At 69.6% G+C, this 21495-nt stretch carries 19 protein-coding genes; 5 read left to right on the top strand and 14 right to left on the bottom strand.

The window, feature by feature from the left end; translation table 11 throughout:
- Window positions 1-43: 43 nt before the first annotated feature.
- Both AC3AP7_RS03195 and AC3AP7_RS03200 read right to left on the bottom strand, forming a co-directional pair.
- A complete protein-coding gene (locus tag AC3AP7_RS03195; protein ID WP_475765647.1) occupies window positions 44-535 on the bottom strand; it encodes a hypothetical protein in 492 nt (163 codons plus the stop codon).
- Window positions 536-575: 40 nt separating this feature from the next.
- Complete coding sequence (locus AC3AP7_RS03200; RefSeq protein WP_475765645.1) at window positions 576-1058, bottom strand: hypothetical protein; 483 nt, start codon at window positions 1056-1058, stop codon at window positions 576-578.
- Between the two features lie 527 nt (window positions 1059-1585).
- On the opposite strand from AC3AP7_RS03200, the gene AC3AP7_RS03205 reads away from it, so the two are divergent.
- Window positions 1586-2977 carry a sigma-54 dependent transcriptional regulator gene (locus AC3AP7_RS03205; RefSeq protein WP_475765641.1) on the top strand — a complete coding sequence of 464 codons (1392 nt, stop codon included), beginning with the start codon at window positions 1586-1588 and terminating at the stop codon, window positions 2975-2977.
- A 98-nt stretch (window positions 2978-3075) separates the two neighbouring features.
- A complete protein-coding gene (locus AC3AP7_RS03210; RefSeq protein ID WP_475765639.1) occupies window positions 3076-4047 on the top strand; it encodes a thymidylate synthase in 972 nt (323 codons plus the stop codon).
- A 236-nt stretch (window positions 4048-4283) separates the two neighbouring features.
- On the opposite strand, the gene AC3AP7_RS03215 is transcribed toward AC3AP7_RS03210, so the two are convergent.
- Window positions 4284-6707, bottom strand: coding sequence for a DUF6600 domain-containing protein (locus AC3AP7_RS03215; protein ID WP_475765637.1), 2424 nt, complete (start codon window positions 6705-6707; stop codon window positions 4284-4286).
- Between the two features lie 177 nt (window positions 6708-6884).
- The gene (locus AC3AP7_RS03220) at window positions 6885-7598 is read right to left on the bottom strand and encodes an ArsR/SmtB family transcription factor (RefSeq protein ID WP_475765635.1); all 714 of its coding nucleotides are present in this window, start codon (window positions 7596-7598) and stop codon (window positions 6885-6887) included.
- A gap of 171 nt (window positions 7599-7769) precedes the next feature.
- Here AC3AP7_RS03220 and AC3AP7_RS03225 point away from each other — a divergent pair, with 171 nt between their 5' ends.
- Together AC3AP7_RS03225 and AC3AP7_RS03230 are read left to right on the top strand one after the other, a co-directional pair.
- Window positions 7770-7910 (top strand): hypothetical protein, encoded by a 141-nt coding sequence (locus AC3AP7_RS03225; RefSeq protein ID WP_475765633.1) that lies wholly within the window; start codon window positions 7770-7772, stop codon window positions 7908-7910.
- Window positions 7911-8110: 200 nt separating this feature from the next.
- On the top strand, window positions 8111-8617 hold the full coding sequence (locus AC3AP7_RS03230) for an acyl-CoA thioesterase (RefSeq protein ID WP_475765631.1): 507 nt from the start codon (window positions 8111-8113) through the stop codon (window positions 8615-8617).
- A 141-nt stretch (window positions 8618-8758) separates the two neighbouring features.
- Here the strand turns inward: AC3AP7_RS03230 and fumC are convergent, their stop codons facing one another.
- The 6 genes from fumC to AC3AP7_RS03260 all read right to left on the bottom strand — a co-directional run bounded on the left by fumC (window position 8759) and on the right by AC3AP7_RS03260 (window position 16082).
- Window positions 8759-10159 carry a class II fumarate hydratase gene (gene fumC / locus AC3AP7_RS03235; RefSeq protein WP_475765628.1) on the bottom strand — a complete coding sequence of 467 codons (1401 nt, stop codon included), beginning with the start codon at window positions 10157-10159 and terminating at the stop codon, window positions 8759-8761.
- Between the two features lie 73 nt (window positions 10160-10232).
- Window positions 10233-11921, bottom strand: a complete 1689-nt coding sequence (locus tag AC3AP7_RS03240) for a phospholipase D family protein (protein ID WP_475765625.1) — start codon at window positions 11919-11921, stop codon at window positions 10233-10235.
- A 714-nt stretch (window positions 11922-12635) separates the two neighbouring features.
- Window positions 12636-13595, bottom strand: a complete 960-nt coding sequence (gene panS, locus AC3AP7_RS03245) for a ketopantoate/pantoate/pantothenate transporter PanS (protein ID WP_475765623.1) — start codon at window positions 13593-13595, stop codon at window positions 12636-12638.
- A 547-nt stretch (window positions 13596-14142) separates the two neighbouring features.
- Window positions 14143-15546, bottom strand: coding sequence for an MATE family efflux transporter (locus AC3AP7_RS03250; protein ID WP_475765621.1), 1404 nt, complete (start codon window positions 15544-15546; stop codon window positions 14143-14145).
- Between the two features lie 52 nt (window positions 15547-15598).
- Window positions 15599-15883: a hypothetical protein gene (locus tag AC3AP7_RS03255; protein ID WP_475765619.1), complete on the bottom strand. Its 285-nt coding sequence runs from the start codon at window positions 15881-15883 to the stop codon at window positions 15599-15601.
- Window positions 15864-16082 carry an RNA-binding S4 domain-containing protein gene (locus AC3AP7_RS03260; RefSeq protein WP_475767814.1) on the bottom strand — a complete coding sequence of 73 codons (219 nt, stop codon included), beginning with the start codon at window positions 16080-16082 and terminating at the stop codon, window positions 15864-15866. The genes AC3AP7_RS03255 and AC3AP7_RS03260 overlap by 20 nt, the downstream gene beginning before the upstream one ends.
- A gap of 124 nt (window positions 16083-16206) precedes the next feature.
- Between AC3AP7_RS03260 and AC3AP7_RS03265 the strand changes: the two genes are divergently transcribed.
- Window positions 16207-18465, top strand: a complete 2259-nt coding sequence (locus AC3AP7_RS03265) for an ATP-dependent helicase (RefSeq protein ID WP_475765617.1) — start codon at window positions 16207-16209, stop codon at window positions 18463-18465.
- Window positions 18466-18502: 37 nt separating this feature from the next.
- On the opposite strand, the gene AC3AP7_RS03270 is transcribed toward AC3AP7_RS03265, so the two are convergent.
- From AC3AP7_RS03270 to AC3AP7_RS03285, 4 genes are all read right to left on the bottom strand, one after another.
- Window positions 18503-19267 carry a DUF4088 family protein gene (locus AC3AP7_RS03270; RefSeq protein ID WP_475765615.1) on the bottom strand — a complete coding sequence of 255 codons (765 nt, stop codon included), beginning with the start codon at window positions 19265-19267 and terminating at the stop codon, window positions 18503-18505.
- A gap of 169 nt (window positions 19268-19436) precedes the next feature.
- Window positions 19437-19778, bottom strand: a complete 342-nt coding sequence (locus tag AC3AP7_RS03275) for an AzlD domain-containing protein (RefSeq protein WP_475765613.1) — start codon at window positions 19776-19778, stop codon at window positions 19437-19439.
- The gene (locus AC3AP7_RS03280) at window positions 19775-20443 is read right to left on the bottom strand and encodes an AzlC family ABC transporter permease (protein WP_475767812.1); all 669 of its coding nucleotides are present in this window, start codon (window positions 20441-20443) and stop codon (window positions 19775-19777) included. Before AC3AP7_RS03280 ends, AC3AP7_RS03275 begins: the two co-directional genes overlap by 4 nt.
- A gap of 169 nt (window positions 20444-20612) precedes the next feature.
- A complete protein-coding gene (locus AC3AP7_RS03285) occupies window positions 20613-21476 on the bottom strand; it encodes a helix-turn-helix transcriptional regulator (protein WP_475765611.1) in 864 nt (287 codons plus the stop codon).
- Window positions 21477-21495 lie beyond the last annotated feature (19 nt).

A 21495-nucleotide genomic window follows, 5' to 3' on the forward strand; every position in this document is an offset into this window, starting at 1 on the left:
CGGGTGAGCGCGGCGCGCGACGGGGCGGGGACGCGGACTGTTCTCATTTCATCGCTCCGATGGCGCCGCCCAGCGGGGCGAGGGCGCCGGTGACGGTTTGCGCGATCGAGCCGCCGATACCGCTTATCCCGCCGACGCTCGCGCCTGCGCCGACCGGTACCTCGTTACGGTTGCCCGCGAGCATCTGTGCCACGCCTTGCGGGCCGACCAGCGACGGCATGAAACTGCTGCCCGCGACGCCGGCGGTGCCGTGCGCGCCGTTCAGGTCGAGGTCGCTGGCCATCGAGCCGATTGCGCCGTCGAATGCGGCGGTCGGGAAGGTCTGGACCTGGACTGCAATCGGGTCCTGGTCTTTCGGGACCGGGACAAAGGCGTCGCGCGGCGTAACGTCGCGCTCGATGACCAGATTGCCGGGCTGCGTCTGGTTCGACTGCGCGAGCGCGCCAGTGGCGGCGCAGGCGGCCAGCATCGCGAGCACGGTCCCCGTCAGCATCGGGTGCGACAGGCGGCGTGGCGAGCGGTTGAGTACGTTCATGGCGGTTCCTTGCGTGCCAGGCGGATGCGGCGTGGCGCGGCTAGTTTCTCTGGTACGTGGTGACGTTGCCTTGCGCGGAGCGGGCGAGGTCGGCGGGCACCGGCAGCGGCGCGGGCGGCGCGATTTCGTCCCACAGCGTCACGCCGTTGCCGTTGTTCACGCCGCGCATCATTTGCGGCGTCGCAACGACCATCAACATGCCGCCGAAGCCGCCGCGCTGGTGCGACAGCGCCTGGTCGTCGAGCACCATGTCCGGGCCGCCGAGGTTGCCGCTCGCGAAACTCTGTGTGCCGTCGGCCGCGTCGCTCGCGAGCGCGCGATCCTCGCTCGCGGCGGGGGCCACATCGGCCGGCGTCGCAACTGGTTGCGTGCTTGCAACGGTGAGGACGCCGGCGTCGGCAGACGCGGGCGCACCGGACCCCTGAGCCTTGACACCCGTGGACAGCATCCCCAGCACGAGCGCGGCGCATGCGAGCGCGCGCAGTGGGCGGCGATGCAGGTCGATGGCGAGAACGGGGCGCATGATGTGTCTCCTTGGTGCGACCCATTTAGCGAAACATGTGCCATCGGACGTAACCCGTTGATGGGCTTGGCGATTGCGCAATACCTGTGGCTGCGTACCGGAGAAATGGCTCAAAAACGTTTCAGCGCTGAAACACAAACTGCGAAATGGCGCTAATTCGTAATTGGCGTCGGTACAGTCCGCGTCCGAAAGCGCCGTCGTTCGGGTCTGCGGAACGTTTTACAGGGTCGGTACGGATGGCTGGAAGGCCCGCCGCACAAGGCTTGCGGCCGATCGACGATTAACTTCGCAGATTTGTTTTCGAATCGGCCTGCATATAGTAAGCTTCCGAAAACGGAGTCAAGTTTAAATAAGCCCGCTCAGGGTCGTCTTACTACACACGCCGCTTTTCGGGATCAGCTGTCCGCACGGAATGGAATGGACGTTTGGGATTGGCAACAGGCGAATCCCGACGGGATCGGCGCATCCGGAATGGTTGGATGCGCGCCGTCATCCTTGACGTTCGTCGACGAGAGGATCTGAGAAGAATGGAACCTTCAACGCGGCAACTGGTTTACGTGTCACGCGACCCGAGTACGGAGCTGCACGACAGCCTCCATCAGCGCGGCTGGCATATCGAGGTGGTCGGATCGGCGCGCGACGTGCGCCGCGCCGTGCGCGCCGGCTCCGCGGCGGGCGGCCTGCTCGACCTGTCGAGCCGTTTTCACCAGCATGAAATTGTCGCGTTCGAATCGTGCCTCACGATGCCGAACGTGGGCTGGGTCGCGACCACCACGCCGGGGCAGTTGCAGGACGCCGCCTTGCGCCGGCTGGTGCGCGACTATTGCTACGACTACGTGACGCTGCCCTGTCCGGGCGAGCGGATCGTCGATTCGATCGGGCACGCGTACGGGATGATCTCGCTCGGCGAGCCCGCGTCGAACGACGGCGTCCCCGGCGGCACCGAGGGCGAAATGGTCGGCTCGTGCGACGCGATGCTGGCGCTGTTTCGCTCGATCCGCAAGGTCGCGATGACCGACGCGCCGGTGTTCATCTCCGGCGAATCCGGCACCGGCAAGGAGCTGACGGCGGTTGCGATTCACGAACGCTCGTCGCGGCGCAATGCACCGTTCGTCGCGATCAACTGCGGCGCGATTCCTCCGCATCTTCTGCAGTCCGAACTGTTCGGCTACGAGCGCGGCGCGTTCACCGGCGCGAACCAGCGCAAGATCGGCCGCGTCGAGGCGGCCAACGGCGGCACGCTGTTTCTCGACGAGATCGGCGACCTGCCGCTCGAAAGCCAGGCGAGCCTGCTGCGCTTCCTGCAGGAGCGCAAGGTCGAGCGGCTCGGCGGGCACGGCTCGATCGACGTCGACGTGCGCATCATCTCCGCCACGCACGTCGACATGAACGCGGCGATGATCGAAGGGCGTTTTCGCTCGGACCTGTATCACCGTCTGTGCGTGCTGCAGATCGACGAGCCGCCGCTGCGCGCGCGCGGCAAGGACATCGAACTGCTCGCGCGGCACATGCTCGAACGTTTCAAGAAAGATGCGAGCCGGCGTTTGCGCGGGTTCTCGCCGGATGCGATCGCGGCGCTGCATAACTACAGCTGGCCGGGCAACGTGCGCGAGCTGATCAATCGCGTGCGGCGCGCGATCGTGATGTCCGAAGGCCGCGCGATCACCGCGCGCGACCTCGAATTGTCCGAGTACGTCGAGATCGTGCCGGTGTCGCTCGCGCAGGCGCGCGAAGCGGCCGAGCGGCAGGCCATCGAGCTCGCGCTGCTGCGCCATCGCGGCCGGCTCGGCGATGCCGCGCATGAACTCGGCATCTCGCGCGTCACGCTGTATCGCCTGTTGTGTGCGCATGGGATGCGTCACATGGAAGGCGAGCCGATCGGTTCGCATCCTGTGCAGGCCACGGTGCCGCACATCTGATACGCGGCCGCGCGCGGGGCGGGGGACGCGCGCGCTTGCTAGAATCGGGTTTTGCCGCGACAACCCCCGGCGCCGCGCGCCGGGTCGAAGGAACCCGAATGAAACAGTACCTCGAGCTTGTCCGCTCGATTCTCGACACCGGCACGTGGCAGGAAAACCGCACGGGCATCCGCACGATCAGCCTGCCGGGCGCGATGTTGCGCTTCGACCTGCAACAGGGTTTTCCGGCCGTCACGACGAAAAAGCTCGCCTTCCGCTCGGCGATCGGCGAACTGGTCGGTTTTCTGCGCGCGTCGCGCAGTGCGGCGGATTTTCGCGATCTCGGCTGCAAGGTGTGGGATGCGAACGCCAACGAGAATCCGCAGTGGCTCGCCAATCCGTATCGCGAGGGGCCGGACGACCTCGGCGACGTATACGGCGTGCAATGGCGTCAATGGCCCGCCTACAAGGTGCTCGACGCGTCGGCCACGGCTCGCATCGACGACGCGACCGGGCGCGGCTATCGCGTGATGACGGCATTCGACGAGGACGGCGGTCGCAAGGTGCTGCTGTACAAGGCCATCGATCAGTTGCGGCAGTGTCTCGACACGATCATGCGCAATCCGGCCGACCGCCGGATTCTGTTTCACGCGTGGAATCCGGCGGTGCTCGACGAGATCGCGCTGCCCGCCTGCCACCTGCTGTACCAGTTCCTGCCGAATGCCGCGCGCCGCGAGATTTCGCTGTGCCTGTACATCCGCAGCAACGACGTGGGTCTCGGCACGCCGTTCAATCTTGCCGAGGGCGCCGCACTGCTGCATCTGGTCGGCCGTCTGACGGGCTACACGCCGCGCTGGTTCAGCTACTTCATCGGCGATGCGCATATCTACGAGAACCAGCTCGACATGCTGCACACGCAGCTTGCGCGGGAGCCCTACGACAGCCCGCGTCTGGTGATCGCCGACCGGGTGCCGGACTACGCAAAGACCGGTGTGTATGAGCCGGAGTGGCTGGAGAAGGTCGAGCCCGGCGATTTCTCGCTGACCGGTTACCGGCATCACGCGCCGGTCACCGCACCGATGGCGGTCTGAGCGTCCGCGCGGACCATGACGCGGGGCAGGTGCCCGATTGCGTCCTGATGCGTATCCTGGTTGCTGATTGCGGTTCCCTCGCGCGGCGGACGCTCGTCGTCCGCCGCGCCCGCATCCGAGCCCGCGCCGGTTCCCGGCGCGGGCTTTTTGCATGGCGGGCCGCCGGCTGACGCTTCCCGCGAGCGCGCAACGGGCGTGTCACGGGCGGGATATCGACCCGGATATTGGCTCCGGCATCAGCCCGGGCGGTGCTCGTCCCGGTCGTTGCCGCCCGGGTGGGCGGACGGTGCCGCGTGGGCTTGCCGGGGCGGCTCGGCGGGGTGCGGCGCAGGGCGCGCCGGCGGGTGGAACGCTTCACGCGGCGGCTCGGCGTGGGGTGCCGCGCGCATCGCTTCGCGCGGCGGCTCGGCGTGCGGTGCCGCGTGCATCGCTTCGTGCGGCGGCTCGGCGTGGGGCGTCGCGCGCATCGCTTCGCGCGGCGGTTCGGCGTGGGGTGCCGCGTGCGTCGCTTCGTGCGGCGGCTCGACATGGGGTGCCGCGTGCGTCGCTTCGTGCGGCGGCTCGGCGTGGGGCGTCGCGCGCATCGCTTCACGCGGCGGTTCGGCACGCGGCGACGCTTGTGCGTGCTGCGCAGGCGCTTCGGGCATGCGGGCTTCCTGTGCGCCGCGTGCGTCGCGCGGCGGCGCACCGGACGCAGCGGCGGTCCGCCCTTCGATGCGCGGCAGAGACGGCCGCGCATCTTGCTGCGCCTGCGCCGCGCCATGCGCGGCTGCCTGCGCCTGCTGCGCCATTGGCGGATGCGGTTGAGTCCACGCCGGCTCGCGATGAGCCGCCTCGGCCGGCGTGGCAGGGCCGTGTGCGGCCATGCCGTTGGCGACCCTGTCCGCTTGCGGCGGATGCGGAACCGGAACCGCGTGCCCGGCTGGCGGCCGCGCGTCGGCGAGGCCGGCCGGGGCGCCGTGCGGTGCTTGTGAAGCGAGCGGCGGCCGGCTGTCGTGCGGCGCGCCGGGCGCCGGACGAGCCGCGATGACCGGCGAATGCGCCTGCACCAGGCGGATGTCTCGCGGGACGCCGTGGGCCTGCGTCGCCGCGAAATGCGCGGGCATCGACGTGCGGACCACCGGCGCGCCGGCGCCCGGCACGCGCGCGCCACCCCGCGCAAAGCGCTCGGCCAGCGTATCGCGATAGGCGGGCGGCACGGCTGGACTGCGGGTAGCGATCACCGGGCGGGTGGCGAGCGGTACGGGCGGTCTGACGGACGCGCGCCGCAGATCCGGCCCGAAGCTCTGCCGGACCGGCGCGATGCGCGGCGCGCCCGGATTGAACGTCACGTTGCGCCAGTGGCCGGGATCGACCTTTTGCGCAAACCGGCCGACCGGTTGCCCATGCATGAACACGGTGGCCGGCACGGCCGTGACGGCGCCTGGCACGCGGTAGTTGAGATAGGTCGTGTGGATGTTCGTGATGTTGGTCACGTTCACAACCGTGCGATTGACCCCCTCTTCATAACGGGGACTCCAGTCGCCCCAGCGCGGATGCCAGGGCTCGCCCGGACCGAGCGGGAACCACGCGAGACCCGCCGCGGCGATGCCGCCCGCCGCGAGCGACACGCCCCAGTCGAAGTTCCCGCCCCCGCCCCCGACGAACGCGACCAGTGCCGGCGCGTAGACGGGCGGAGCACTCGCCACGAGCGGGCCGGGCACCCAGGCCCACGTGCCGTCGAAGAACGCCCACCGGCCGTAGTGATAAGGCGCGAAGCCCCAGGGGGCGTCGTCGACCCAGGTCCAGCCCCAGGGCGCCTGCCAGATCCAGTGACCGTCGCGATACGGGGCCCAGCCCGCGGGCACCGCGTCCGGTACCCAGACTTCGCCATACTGTGGCGTGCTGCGCCACGTGCCGTTCGCGTCGAGATCTTCGTAGCCGGGGATGTCGCGCGACACGTAGCGCGCCGAGATCGAGCGGTCCTCGGCCGCGTCGCGTGCGTCGGTCCACTGATCGAACGCATCGGGCGGCGGGGCGGCGCCGTCGGCCAGCGTCTGCAGGCCGGTCCCGGCAAAGCGGATCTGCTGACCCGAGGCGACCGGCGTCTGGCCATTTTCGCCATACGCGGTTGCGCTGCCGCTGCGCACCGTGACGGTCGTGCTGCTGCCGTCGGGCGCCACGTCGACGCGATAATCGCCCGGCGCGTTCAGCGCGAGCGCGAGATTCGGCGTGTCGATCTCGTACGCGGCGCCGTCCGGCAACTCGCGCACGCGCGTCGACAGCGTGCCCTGCGCGACCTTCAGCTGTGCGGTGCGGTCGTCCAGGCTCAGGATGTCGAGGCTCGTCGACGCATCCATGCGCACCGCGGTCGAGCCGATATGCAGCTCCGCGCGCGCGTTGCGGTCGGTCCAGAGCTGGTCGCCGGTTGTGAGCGGCCGGTTCAGTTGCGCGTATGACCAGTTGCTCGCGCCGGCGGGCTCGGTCGTGACCGCGCCCGCCATGTAGTTCAGCCGCGCGACCCGATCGGGCGGATCGGTTGCGGTCGCGGCGGCGGCGGCGCCGTTGGGCGTCTGCTGGGCGGGGACGCAGGGGGCCGCCAGCGCGAATACGGCGAGGGCGATCAGCGGACTGGCGAGCGCGCGGCGCGCGGCGGGGCTGCGGGCGGGACGTGTTTTCATGGTGTCTCTCGGTGCCTTTCTGACAGATGACGGAGATGTCGAATCCGTCAAGGCACTCTACCGTCCGCGCCTGTTTCAAGGCGTCGCGATTTGTAAGACGGTGCGCTTCGCGTGTAACCAAATCTGTTTGGCCGGCGCGTGGTCCGCACGCATGAAGGCGAAGCGGACGATGCGCGCTCAGTGACGCAGGAAATCGTCGAAACGACGCTGCCCCGCCGGCGTCACCTGCAGCATTCGCGCGCGCGTGCTGCGCATGACCCAGCCCTGCTCGCTCCACGCGGCGAGCAGCGCGGCGCCCAGTGCGCCGCCCAGATGGGCGCGCCGCTCGCTCCAGTCGGGGCACGTGCAGGCGAAGCGGCGTCGCCGCGCGCGCGCAAGCGTCACGTCGACACCCCAGTCGGCCAGCTGGGCGAGGCCGGCCGGGGTCGCGTCGACGCGCGCGCCGTCGGTCGTGAGCCAGCCCTGGTCGATCATGCGTTCGTATAGCCGCACCGACAGTTCGCCCGCCATGTGGTCGTAGCAGGTGCGCGCGTAGCGCAGGCCGAGCGGCACGGTACGTGCCGTGCGGCGCGCTTCGAGCGGAGGCAGTGCGATTTCCGCGACGTTCGCGAGCGCTTCGATTGCCGCCGCGATCTCGCCCGATGCAATCCGGTAGTAGCGATGCCGGCCGCGCACGTCGAGCGCGAGCAGGCCGCTTTCGGTGAGGCGGGCGAGGTGCGCGCTTGCCGCCGACGGCGAGAGTCCGGCGATTGCGGTCAGTTCGCCGGCCGGGCGGGCGCTGCCGTCCATCAGCGCCCAGAGCATCGCGGCGCGCCCGGGGTCGGCCAGCAATGCGCCCATTCGGCTCAGGCCGGGGAAATGACCGGGGTTCTCGCTCGGCGAAACGGACATGGGCGTCTCCAGAAAAGGGGGGGCGGGCTGCCGCGATGGGCACTGTCGCTAATGTAGTCGTTTGATGCGTTCGATGTTTCGGTCTGACGTGAACAGTCGAATGCGGCGACACGTGCAGCCCGCCGGGCCGCCAGGCTAGAATCGAAGCCTGTCTTGGAGGGATGGGCGGCCATGAAACTTCTGCTGGCGATTACCGTGACGGCGCTCCTGTGCGCGGCTTGCGCGCAAGGCGGCCCGACGCAGGGCGCGGGCTCCGGCAATGTCACGATGTACGGCACGATCGACGAAGGGGTGGCTTACCAGAGCAAGTAGCCAACCCGCCGGCGGGTGCGCCGCTACGGCGCGCGGGGAGTCGGGCCTGGCCGGAAACCGTGGCCGGGTCGTTGGCCCGATCTCGGTGCGATCGCGGCCCGATCGTGTCGAAAGCGTGTCCGGATCCTGGCCCGATGGTGGCCGTATTCGTGCCCGTATAATCGGCGGCTTCCGATCCTCTCGTTTGCCCGGAGTTCATCATGAGCACGCCCGCCACCGCCCCGCTGGACCGTTCCGAAACCACGTTCCGCTTTCTGGCCGAGCCGACCTCGGTCAACTTCGGCGGCAAGGTGCACGGCGGCGCGCTGATGAAATGGATCGACGAAACCGCGTATGCATGCGCGGCGGTGTGGTCGGGCCGCTACTGCGTGACCGTCAGCGTCGGCAACATCCGCTTTCGCCGGCCGATTCTGGTGGGCAATCTCGTCGAGCTGCGCGCCCGCGTGGTCCACACCGGGCGCACGAGCATGCATATCCACGTGTCGGTGCAGGCGGGCGATCCGAAGGGCGGCGAGCTGCTGCAGACCACCGATTGCCTGATCGTGATGGTCGCGGTCAACGAGAACGGTCACCCGGTGCCGGTGCCGTCGTTCGTGCCCGAAACCGAAGAGCAGAAGCGCCTCGCGCGCTACGCGCTCGACGTGAAGGAAGCGCTCGACGCGATCGTCGAGTTGAAGCCGGACGAAGTGACGCAAGGCAAGGTCTAGGCTTTTGCTGGCGCACCCTGGGGGGTCCCGGAGGCACCCAGGGGCACCCAGGAGGCACTCAGGAGGCACCCAGGAGGCACCCAGGAGGCACTCAGGAGGCGGCACCCCGGGTGCCCCCGGGCACCCCCCACCCGAGCCGGCTCAGCGCGCCGCATGGCCGACCATTTCGTGCGGCCGTACCCACTCGTCGAACTGCTGTTCCGTCACGTAGCCGAGCGCGAGCGCGGCCGCCTTCAGTGTCGTGTGTTCCTTGTGCGCTTTCTTCGCGATCTGCGCGGCCTTGTCGTAGCCGATGTGCGGATTGAGCGCGGTCACGAGCATCAGCGATTCGTTCAGCAACTGGTCGATGCGTTCGCGGTTCGGCTCGATGCCGACCGCGCAGTGATCGTTGAAGCTCCGCGCGCCGTCGGCGAGCAGGCGGATCGACTGCAGCACGTTGTGCGCGATCATCGGCCGGAACACGTTCAGCTCGAAGTTGCCGCTTGCGCCCCCCATGTTCACCGCGACGTCGTTGCCGAACACCTGGCAGCACAGCATCGTCAGCGCTTCGGACTGGGTCGGGTTGACCTTGCCGGGCATGATCGAGCTGCCCGGCTCGTTTTCCGGAATCGACAGCTCGCCGAGTCCGCAGCGCGGACCGCTGGCGAGCCAGCGCACGTCGTTGGCGATCTTCATCAGGCTCGCGGCGACTGTTTTCAGCGCGCCGTGTGCGAACACCAGTGCGTCCGCGGCGGCCATCACCTCGAACTTGTTGGGCGCCGTGACGAACGGCAGTCCGGTGAGCGCGCCGATCGTCGCCGCGACCTGCGCGGCGAACTGCGGATGCGCATTCAGTCCCGTTCCTACCGCGGTGCCGCCCAATGCAAGCTGGTACAGATGCGGCAGCGCCGATTCCACATGAGCCATGCCCTGATCGAGCTGCGCGACATAGCCGGAGAATTCCTGACCGAGCGTGAGCGGCGTGGCGTCCTGCAGGTGGGTGCGGCCGATCTTGACGATGCCGGCGAAGGCGCGCGCCTTGTCGTCGAGCGTCGCGCGCAGCGTTCTGAGCGCGGGTAGCAGGTGGCCTGCGATCGCACAGGCGGTGGCGACATGCATGGCGGTCGGGAACACGTCGTTGGACGACTGGCCGCGGTTCACGTCGTCGTTCGGGTGCACCTTGCGCGCCTCGCCGCGCTCGCCGCCGAGCAGCTCGCTCGCGCGGTTCGCGATCACCTCGTTCAGGTTCATGTTGGTCTGCGTGCCCGAGCCGGTTTGCCAGACCGCGAGCGGAAATTCGTCCGGGTGCCGGCCGGCGACGATCTCGTCCGCCGCCTCGACGATCGCGCGGGCCTTCGTGTCGTCGAGCACGCCGAGGCTGCGATTCACCTCGGCGGCCGCGCGCTTGATGGTCGCGAGCGCGGTAATCAGCTCCGGTGCCTGCTTCTCGGAGGAAATGCGAAAGTTCTGCAGCGAGCGCTGGGTCTGCGCGCCCCACAGGCGCGCGGCGGGCACGGCGATTTCGCCGAAGGTGTCGCGCTCCATACGTACGTTGTCGGTCATGGTGGACTCCGCGTGGACGGGATGACGGCATGATCCGGGCAGGCCGGCCGCGCTGCCGGGCGCGGCCGGCGCGTCAGAGTTCGCCCTGGATCGGCAAGAGCAAGCATAGTCCGGTCAGCAGGTTGCGGTACACACCGGCTTGTGGATCGTAGTGGTAGGTATGGACGACGTCGCCCTCGCGATCGGTCCAGATGAGCGGCGACGGCGGCGCGCCGATCGCCTTCAGGCCCGCGATCTGCGCGGGCGTCGCGAGCGTGACGCGATAGCTGACCGTGGGCGACGTCGCCTGGTCGAACAGCCGCGCGACCTCGCCGGCGAGCACCGGACTGTGGATCACGAGCGCGAGCTCGGTGTTCAGGTGCGCGGAGCGCGGATCGAGGTTCATCGAACCGATCACGAGAATCTTGCGGTCGATCACATAGCTTTTCGCGTGCAGCGCGGCACGCGAGCGCGAACCGGTGATCGTCGGCGATGCGTTGCGCTGGGTCGGCTTGAACTCGTATAGCTCGACGCCCTCCTTCAGCAGCGGCACCCGGTACGGGCTGTAGCCGGCCTGCACGGCGACCGCGTCGGTGGCGGCGAGCGAATTTGTCAGGACCGCCACGCGCACGCCGCGTTTCACGAGGGCGCCCAGCGCTTTCACGCCCGCGTCGTGCGGCACGAAATACGGCGAAATCACGAGGACTTCCTTGCGCGCGTCGTGCGTCAACTGCAGCAGCCGCTGCAGCGGCGGGCTCACGTAGTTGGGCGACGGATCGTCGATCTTGCCTGGCGTGTCGGCCTTGAACTCCGCCGGCGCCCACGTGAGGCCGAGTTCGTGCTTCGCGATCTGGGTGGCGAGCGGCGTCGCGTTCAGCGGGAGCGCGTCGTACGGATGCGCGTACTTGCGCCAGTGCGCGCGCAGTGCGTCGCGGGTCGCGTCGAGCTCCTCCGGCGAGAAATGCTGGTGATTCAGCACGCCGAGCGGATAGGCGCCGCTGCTGTTCCAGTAGGCGTCGAAGCTCGCGGAGATGTCGGCGGTGATCGGCCCGGCGGCGAGCACGTCGAGGTCGCGGAACTGCAGGGTCGGGCTGGCGCTGAAGTATTCGTCGCCGAGGTTGCGGCCGCCGACGATCGCCACCTGGTTGTCGACGATCATTGCCTTGTTGTGCATGCGCCGGGTGAAGTGGTCGATCTTCGTGAACAGGTCGGTGGTGCGCTGGAACATGCTGCGATGGGCGCTGCCGAACGGATTGAACACGCGGACCTGGATGTTCGGATGCGCGTTCAGGCCCGCCATGATGTCGTCGATGTCCCGGAAGTTCAGGTCGTCGACCAGCATGCGCACGCGCACGCCGTGATCCGCCGCGTGGAGCGCCGCGGCGAGCAGCAGCTTGCCGGTGGTGTCCTCGTCGGCGATGTAGTACTGCATGTCGAGCGTTTTCGTCGCGGCGCGCGCGAGCGCAATGCGCATCTGCAGCGCGTCGGTGCCGCTCGACAGCACCCGGAACCCGGATTCGCCCGGATGTTGCGCGTCCAGCGGCGCCAGCGCATTGCCGAGCGGTGTGGCCGCCGAGGCGGGCAGCGCATGGGTGACGGAGCGGTCGAACGCGGTGGCGGGCGGGTAGCTTGCGCAGGCGCTCAACAGCAGCACGGCGGCCGCGGGCAGGCCGCGTTGGGCGAACCGGACGAGCGCGGCCCGCAGCGTCGGCAGGCGGCGCTCAGAAGGACATGACGGGGTGTCGCACGGGAAGTCGGTTGCCGGCACGCTCAGAGTCTCCATCGGGTTCGTTGCTGGCCGCGGCGCCGCGCCGCGCGGCCTGCACCCCTGCATTCGAGGGTATCGCGTATTGCAAGAGTGTGCCCGAAGTCCGCCCGTGCGTTTGGGACGGCGCCGTGCGCGGGGCAGCCGCTGGCAGCGCGCCGAGGCCGGTCCGGCGGAGCAGCGGGCCGTGCCTGGGCGCGAGCGTCTTCGCGAAGACGACGGCTGTGCGCAAGAGCGGACATCTGGATCCACGTCGACTCGGACAGCGATCGGACCCCGTCGGTTCCCGCGCGCGGCAGCGTCTGCGGCTGCATCCGCGACTGCGCGCGGCAGCGGTTGGCGAAGGCGTGAGGGCTGGGTGCCGGTCGGGCCGGTTGGTGCGCGCAGCGTGTGTCAGGCGGACGGGAAAGCAGCGGAGTCGGCGCGGCAGCGGGGGCAGGGTGGCGCGAAAGCGGGTTCGACACCCGGCCATGTCAGGATGCGCTCGACGTTCGCGTCGGCGACGGCCGTCAGGTGCCCGGATTTAGTTTGCATTCCTGATCGAATTGGCGTGTATGGGCGATCGCCAGCCGCCGTGCGCGGTGCGGTGTGAAGGTGTCACGTCGCACTGCGCGGCGCAACGCGAAGCGCGACGGCGCGCCGTGGATCGCAGCGCCGGGCCCGTTTCTGACCGGAGCCCGGGGCCTGTCGCGGCGGCCCGGTTGGCCGCGCGGCTTCGCGTTGTGTCGCGCTTCAACCCGCCTCGTTGCGCGCGACGCCCGCCGCGTGCGCATGCGGCGCGCCGCGCGCCGGGCGGTCGCGCCAGTAGCCCGCGAGCAGCGAGCCGGACAGGTTGTGCCAGACCGAGAACAACGCGCCCGGCAGCGCCGCGAGCGGCGTGAAGTACAGCTTGCCGAGCGTCGCCGCGAGGCCCGAATTCTGCATGCCGACTTCGATCGCGAGCGTGCGGCACACGGCCTCGTCGAAGCCGAGCAGACGGCCGCCCCAGTAGCCGCCGAGCAGCCCGAGGCCGTTGTGCAGCACGACGCCGAGCATCACCACGAGGCCCACCGACGCAATGCTCTTCTGCGTCGCCGCCACGACGGCTGCGATGATCAGCACGATGGCGATCATCGACACGAGCGGCAGCACCGGTTCGATCCTGCGCACCAGCTTGCCGAACAGATGGTTGACGACGACGCCGATCACGATCGGCAGCGCGACGATCTGCACGATGCTCACGAGCATGCCGCGCACGTCGACGACGATCGACGCATCCACGTACAGGCGCGTGAGCAGGGGCGTCGCGAACACGCCGACGAGCGTCGACAGCGCGCTGATCGTCACCGACAGCGCGACGTCGCCGCGCGCCAGATAGATCATCACGTTCGATGCGGTGCCGCTCGCGACGCTGCCGACCAGCACCATGCCGGCGGTCAGATCGGGCGGCATGCGCAGGACCTTCGCGATGATCCACGCGGCGAGCGGCATCACCAGATAGTGCAGCCCGATGCCGGCGAGCACCGGGGCGGGGCGCGTGAAGACACGCCGGAAATCGTCGAGCGACAGCGTGACGCCCATCGACAGCATGATGATCGTCAACAGCATCGTGACGTGCGGCGCGAGCGGCGTGAAGCTCGCGGGCCGCGCGTAGGCGGCGAGCGAGAACAGCACTGCCCACAGCGGAAAGAGTCGGGTAACGCGGGCAAGCATCGAAAGATTCCTTTGTTCTGGTTGGGGGCGCCCGGGCGGATTGCCGCGCGCCGGGGCTCGGCAATGGTCCCGCAAGGCGCGCGGCGAGCAGCACGCGGGTGGTACGCAAACGGCACACGCAAACGGCACACGCAAATGGCAGGCGCAAATGGCAGGCGCAAATGGCACACGCAAACGGCACGCGCAAACGGCACGCGCAAACGGCACACGCAAACGGCACACGCAAACGGCACACGCAAACGGCACGCAGGCATCTGCGCGGCACGCTGCGCGAGCAGCCCGACGCGTCGCGGGACAAAGGCTCATGCGAGGTTGCTTACGCGGACGGCCGCGCGGACAGCCGCCTGGCGCAGGCATCGGCCGGGCCAACGCCGTCGCGCATCGCGGCGGTCGTGCCGCCGCGCGGGGCGGCGGGCGTCGCAGCGGATGGCTGGAATGAAGGGGCGCGGTGTGCGCTCGTGACGCACACGGGCGGATTGCCTCGGGCCGGGATGGGGCAGGGCGGCAACCCGCGCGCATTGTACCTTGGGGGTGCCGCGCCGGTGGCTCAGGCGGGCGGCCGCGCGGCCGACCACGGCAGACGCCGCAGGCTCAGCCGGTGAAAGCGCAAGGTCATCAGCACGGCGACGCTCGCGAGCCCCGCCGCGAGTCCCCACCACAGGCCGCGCGCGCCGAGACCGAAGTGAAACGCGAGCGTGTAGCCGGTCGGAAAGCCGATGCCCCAGTAGCCGAATGCGGCCGCGAGCATCGGCACGCGCGTGTCTTTCAGGCCGCGCAGGCAGCCGGAACCGACGGTCTGCATGCCGTCGACGATCTGGAAGAGCGCCGCGACGCCGAGCAGCGAACTGGCGAGCGCGACTGTTGGTGCGTTCGCGGGGTCGTCCAGATGCAGATAGAGGCCGACGATCCAGTGCGGCGCGAGAATCAGCACGAGCGCCGACATCGACATGAAGCCGACGCCGAGTGCGAGCGCGACAAAGCCCGCGTGCCGCGCGGCCAGCGGATGGCCGGCGCCCGACCAGTAGCCGACCCGCACGTTGGCTGCCTGGCCGATCGCGAGCGGCACCATGAAGGCCACCGACGCGACGTTCAGCGCGATCTGGTGCGCGGCCAGCTGCGATTCGCCGAGCAGGCCGACCATCAGGCCGGTGGCGAGAAAGAGCGTCGATTCGACGCCATACGTGATCGCGACCGGCCAGCCGATGCCGAACAGTTCCCCCATCAGCGGCAGGCGCGGACGCGTCGCGACGACGAAATGCCGGAAACGCGGCCGCAGATGCAGCAGCGCCATCAGCACGAGCGCGGTCATCCAGACCGTGAACGTCGTCGCCGCCGCGGATCCGAGGAAGCCGAGCCGCGGCAGCCCGTACGCGCCGTGGATCAGCCCGTAGTTCAGGAAACCGTTGAACACGACGCCGGCGATCGACACCCACAGCAGACGCCGCGCGGCGCCGATCGCCGGCAGGAACGAGCGCATCAGGCCGATGCCGATCAGGCTGCCGGGCGCACCCCAGCGCAGGACCGCCGCGTACTCGCCGACATGCTGCGCCAGCAGCGCCGGCTCGCCGAATGCGCGCAGCAGCGGCGCGGCGACCGACAGCAGCGCGAACGCCGGAATCGCGAGCAGCACGGACATCACGAAGCCGCTCCAGTAGATGTGCGGCACACGGTCGTCGGCCTGCGCGCCGCGCGCATGCGACACGCTGACGCTCACCGACGTCAGCACGCCCTGCAGCAGCGTCACCGTGACGAAGAACAGATTCGCGCCGAGCCCGCCGGCCGCGAGCGCATCGGGGCCGAGCGAGCCGAGCAGGATAGTGTCGGTGACGCCCATGGCCATCTGCGAGAGCTGGGCGATCGCGAGGGGAGCGGCGAGGCGCGCGGTGTCCGCGGCGTGGCGCGTTAGCGTGGGCGGAGGGGTGTCCGCCCGGGAAAAACCGGGTTCTGTCATGAAATGCGCGGCGCATGCGAACGATGCGCCGTTTTCTGCCAAAACGTACAGCTTAGGGGGAGCGCGCGCGGTTGTCGATCAATACGCACAATTCTGGTGCGACGACAGCGACGACAGCGACGACAGCGACGACAGCGACGACAGCGACGACAGCGACGACAGCGACGACAGCGACGACAGCGACGACAGCGACGACAGCGACGACAGCGACGACAGCGACGACAGCGACGACAGCGACGACAGCGACGACAGCGACGACAGCGACGACAGCGATGACAGCGACGACAGCGCGCCGCTTCCCCGTGCCGTGCCGCGCGCTACGCGTCGTGCACGGCAATGCGCGTGTCGCCGAGCAGCACCGCCTGGCCCGCGCGAATCTTGCAGGTCTTGCGCCGCTCGACCTGGCCGTCGACCGTGACCACCCCCGATGCGACCAGCGCCTTCGCGGCGCCGCCGCTGTCGGCGAGCCCGGTGATCTTCAGCAGATTGTGCAGTTCGATGTAGTCGCCGGTCAGCGTGAAGTCGAGGTTGGGCATCGTGTCGGGGAGCGCGGAGGGCGGGGTACGCATGATAAGCCAGATGAGCGGGGCGCACGTCCCTCGCATGCGCGACGCTCCGCGTGCCCGCCTGAAAAAAGGGGCGCTTGCGGCACCGGGTTGTATGGATATACAGTACGGACGCCGACCGCCTCGTGCGGCTTGTCCTGTTCCGCCTGACGACTTCATCGTGCTCACCGCTGCCGAATCCGCGCCACCCGACGCCGCCGCCTGGCGCGCGAAGCTCAACGACGCCCAGCGCGCCGCGGTCGAGTACGGCGTCGCGCCGGGAGCGGCGCCCGCCGGCCCGCTGCTCGTGATCGCGGGCGCGGGTTCCGGCAAGACGAGCACGCTCGCGCATCGGGTCGCTCATCTCGTCGTGCAGGGCGCGGATCCGCAGCGGATCCTGCTGCTCACCTTCTCGCGCCGCGCGGCCGCCGACATGACGCAGCGCGCCGGCCGGATCGTCGCGCAGGCGCTCGGCGCGCGGGCGATGGCCGCCCAGCCGCTCGCATGGGCGGGTACGTTCCACGGCATCGGCGCGCGCCTGCTGCGCGAGTATGCGGAGCGTATCGGTCTTGCGCCGGCCTTCACGATCGGCGACCGCGAGGACTCGGCCGACCTGATGAATCTCGTGCGCCACGATCTCGGTCTCGCCGCGAAGGAGCGGCGCTTTCCGGGCAAGCAGGCGTGTCTTGCGATCTATTCGCGGGTCGTCAATACCGGCGCGACGCTCGCCGACGTGCTGGAGCGCGCGTTCCCGTGGTGTCGCGACGCGCAGGACGACCTGCGGCGGCTATTCGCGGCATACGTGGACGCGAAGCAGAAACAGGGCGTGCTCGACTACGACGACCTGCTGCTGTACTGGTCGACGATGGCCGCGCATCCCGCGCTGGCGGCCGATCTGGCGAGCCGCTTCGATCACGTGCTGGTCGACGAGTACCAGGACACCAACCGGCTGCAGGCGTCGATCCTGCTCGCGCTGAAGCCGGACGGACGCGGCCTGACCGTGGTCGGCGACGACGCGCAGTCGATCTATGCGTTTCGCGGCGCGACCGTGCGCAACATCCTCGAGTTTCCGCAGTGCTTCGCACCGCCCGCGTGCGTCGTCACGCTCGAGCGCAACTATCGCTCGACCCGGCCGATACTCGCCGCGTCGAACGCGGTGATCGGACTCGCGCGGGAACGCTTCACGAAGAACCTGTGGACCGACGGCGGCGGCGCGCAGCGTCCCCGGCTCGTGAACGTCGCGGGCGAACTCGAACAGGCGCGCTACGTGGTCGAGCAGGTGCTCGACGCGCGCGAGGCGGGCAGCAAGCTGAAGGCGCAGGCCGTGCTGTTTCGCGCGGCGCACCACAGCGCCACGCTCGAAGTCGAGTTGAGCCGGCGCAACATCCCGTTCGTGAAGTTCGGCGGGTTGAAGTTTCTCGATGCCGCGCACGTGAAGGATCTGCTCGCGGTGCTGCGCTGGGCCGAGAATCCGCGCGACCGCGTCGCGGGTTTTCGGGTGCTGCAGCTATTGCCGGGGATCGGGCCGGCGATCGCCGCACGCGTGCTCGATGCGGTGGCGGAGTCCGCTGGCACAGGCACAGGCACAGGCACAGGCACAGGCACAGGCACAGGCACAGGCACAGGCACAGGAGCAGGAGCAGGCGCGCCTGTCGCGCGTCCGCTTGTCGCGGCGCTGGCAGCGTTCTCGCCGCCGCCGCGCGCGCTCGACGACTGGCCCGCGTTCGTCGCGCTGATGTCGGCGCTGGGCGGCGGCAGCGCGTGGCCCGGCGACGTGGAGGCGATCCGGCGCTGGTATACGCCCTGCGTCGAGCGCGACTACGAGGATGCGCCGATGCGCATCGCGGATCTGCTGCAGATGGAGAGCATCGCGGCGACCTATGCATCGCGCGAGCGCTTCCTGACCGAGCTGACGCTCGATCCGCCCGACGCGACGAGCGCCGAGGCCGGCGTGCCGCTGCGCGACGAGGACTATCTGATCCTCTCGACGATCCATTCGGCGAAGGGCCAGGAATGGCGCAACGTCTTCGTGCTGAACGGCGTGGACGGCTGCATTCCGTCCGACCTCGCGACGGGCAGCGACGACGAAATCGAGGAGGAGCGGCGCCTCCTGTACGTCGCAATGACGCGCGCGAAAGACGACCTGCATATCGTCGTGCCGCAGCGCTTTTACGTGCATGGCCAGGCCGCGCTCGGCGACCGGCATGTGTGGGCGTCGCGTACCCGTTTCATCCCGGAGGCGCTGCTGCCGCTGTTCGACGTGTCCGCCTGGCCGCGGGTGCCCGAGCCGGCTGCGCCGAGCACCGCCGGGCTGGCGGCGGCGGCCCAGGCGAAGCTCGACATCGCCGCCCAGCTCAGAAAAATGTGGGGGTGAACCGCGCACGGCGCCCGCAGGGCGCGTGCGCCGCGCGCTAGCGCGACTGCCGCGGCTGTTGCTGCGGGCGCGGCGGCGGCGTAAAGAAGTTGCGCAGCCACGCGGCAAGGCGCGAGAAGATGTCGTAGGGCTCTTCGACGAAGATTTCCGGCTTCAGCAGACGCAGATATTCCATGATCTGCTGGGCTTCCTGTTTCTGGAAGCTGCCGTGCGCAATGCCCAGACGCAGCAGGCCGCGCAGTTCGCCGAGCTTTTCCCGCGCGGTGCTGCCGACGCTCGTCTCGCACGCGACCTTCGCTTCGTAGACGCGCTGGCGCAGCGATTCGACCAGCCGCCACGCGGGGGTCTGCATCGTCTCCTCCAGCGACTGGATGTCCTGCACCGCGCCCTTGATCTGCGCGGCGAGCGGGTCCACCAGCGCGGCGTCTCCTTCCGATTCGCGCACGATCGCCGCCGCCCACTCGCGGCATTGCTTGCTCAACTCCTCCGGGGTCCATTCGGAGCGCGCGGCAAAGCCGAAGCCGAACTCGGCGGCCTGCTGCATCAGGATTGCGACCACGTCCGGGAATTCCTTGTCGAGCGTGCGCTTCGCCCACGCGTACTGCCCCCCCTGCAGCATCCGCTTCACCGCGTGCTCGGTGAGCGGCACCATGTTGTCGAGCAGCTTCGCGCGCAGGAAGTCCTCGAACGACGGCGTCGCGAACTGAGGGTCGAGCTTCAGCGAGACACGCAGAAAGGCGTCGAAATCCTTGCGCAGCGAGGCAATGGTTTCGTCCTTGATTGAAAGGGTAATCTGACCCATGTGCTGTCCCGGTTGGTCTCGCCGCGCGGCATCGATGCCCGGCGCGGCGGACCCTGCTTGTTGCCGCGTTACCGCCGGAATTGGCTTTCCGTCGAGCGGACCTCGACTGTTTAACGGCGAGCCGGGGTGAAACTTGAGGAAGCGGGCGGGCGTCCGGGACGCCGCCGCACTACGCGCCGGGCGCGGCGACGTGCATCACGAACGCTTGCCACGCGAAGAACACCGCGAGGCCGACCGCGATTGTCAGCAGCGGCCGCCGCGTCAGCGCGCTGACCGCGATCGCGGCGAGCGCGCCGGCCAGTTGCGGGTTGCGCCAGCTTAGTTCGGCGCCGTGGCCGTGCGGCGAGACGACCATCGGCACGATGATCGCCGTCAGCACGGTGACCGGCACGAAGCCGAGCGCAGTGCGCACGAGCGGCGGGAACACGAGCCGGTTGCCGAGCACGAAGACGATCGCGCGAATCGCCCACGTGATCAGCGCCATGCCGACGATGAGTGCGACGACGTTCATTGGGCACCTCCCGGGGTCGGCTGCCGGGCGCCCGGCAGCGACAGCAGCACGCCGAGCACGACGCCCGCGAACACGGCCCCGAGCAGCCCGAGCTTGTACGGCCAGCCCTGCCAGTACCAGGCGAGCGCGCCGGCCGTCGCGGCGGCGACGAAATGGCGCAGGGCCGCCAGTTGCGGCACGACGATCGCAATGAAGGTGGCCGCCATCGCAAAGTCGAGCCCGAGCGACTGCAGGCGCGGGAACGCTGCGCCGAACAGCAGCCCGGCGAGGGTCCAGAGCTGCCAGTTGACGTACATCGCAAGGCCCGCGCCGAGAAAGTAGTAAGGGCTCGCCGCCCCCGGCGGATGATGCCGGTAGTGCGACCACGCGACCGCGAACACCTCGTCGGTCAGCACGCCGCCGAGCCCGAGCCGCCAGCGCAGCGGCAGGTGCGACACATAGGGTGCGAGCGTCGCGCTGTAGAGCAGATGGCGCAGGTTCACGACGAACGTGGTGGCAAGCACGACGGCGAGGCCGGCGTGGGCGGCGATCAGGCCGAGCGCGATGAACTGCGCGGAGCCGGCGAACACGATCAGCGACATCAGCTGGCCGTGCCACGGCCGAAGCGGTCCGGTCGTGACGAGCGTGCCGAAGATCACGCCGAACGGCGCCGCGCCGACCATCATCGGGATGATGTCGCAGGCGCCCGCGGTGAATTCGCGAAAACGATGCGGTGGGTTCACGTTCCTCTCTCCATGGGCGGCGAGGATAACGCGGGCCCGCGGCGCTGGCTTGAACGTTCTTGCGGTCCGCGCGACCGCGTGCGCGCGGTGGGCCGGTTACCCCGCTACCCCGTCACGCGGATTGCCAGCGTCCGGGCGGCACGCCGAACATGCGGCGGAAATGGCGCGTGAAGTGACTCTGGTCGGCAAAGCCGCTCGCCGCGGCGACGTCCGCGACCGGCACGCCCGCGCGCAGCGGCGCGAGCGCGCGCTGCAGGCGCACCTGAGTGCGCCACGCGTGCGGCGGCAGGCCGGTGGCCTGCGCAAACAGGCGCGCCGCGTGAAACGGTGACAGGCCGACCTCGGCGGCCAGCTCGGCGAGCCGCAGCGCCTCGGTGAGATTGTCGCTCAGGTGCGCCTTCATCGCGGCGACCCGGATGTCGTCGGCGGCGATGCGGTGCGGCTGCGGCCGGCTGCGCGCGTGGCGCACGAGCAGCATCGACAGCGCGTCGAACATCGCCGTCTCGGCCGCAAGCGGATCGCCGTGCGCTTCGAGCAGCCGGTGCGCGTACGCCAGGCGCCGCGCGAGCGCGGGATCGCGGATCACACCGGGTTCGAACCACGGCAGATCTTGCGGCGATCCGGCCAGGTCGGTCGCGAGCCGGTGGATGAATTCGACCGGCGCGTACAGCACCCGGTAGCGCCAGCCTGCCTCGACCGCGCGGGCGCCGGTGTGCAGTTCGCCCGGATGGATGACCGGCACGCTGCCTGCCTCCGCGACGTGGTTGGCGCCGCGGTAGCGGTAGCTCTCGGCGCCGGCGACGATCACCGGAATCGTGTACGCGTCGTGCCAGTGCGGCGCGAACGTGTGATCGTGATATTCGGCGGTCACAAGGTCGGCGCCGGGCAGCAGCGGGGTGCGCCAGTAGCGGGCGCTGTCGCGAAAATGCGCGGCCGGCGCGCGCGGCCGCGCGACCGGCGGGGCGGATGCACGCATGGGGGACGGTGCGCGGCGG

The sequence above is a fragment of the Paraburkholderia sp. PAMB 6770 genome (genome assembly GCF_057748135.1).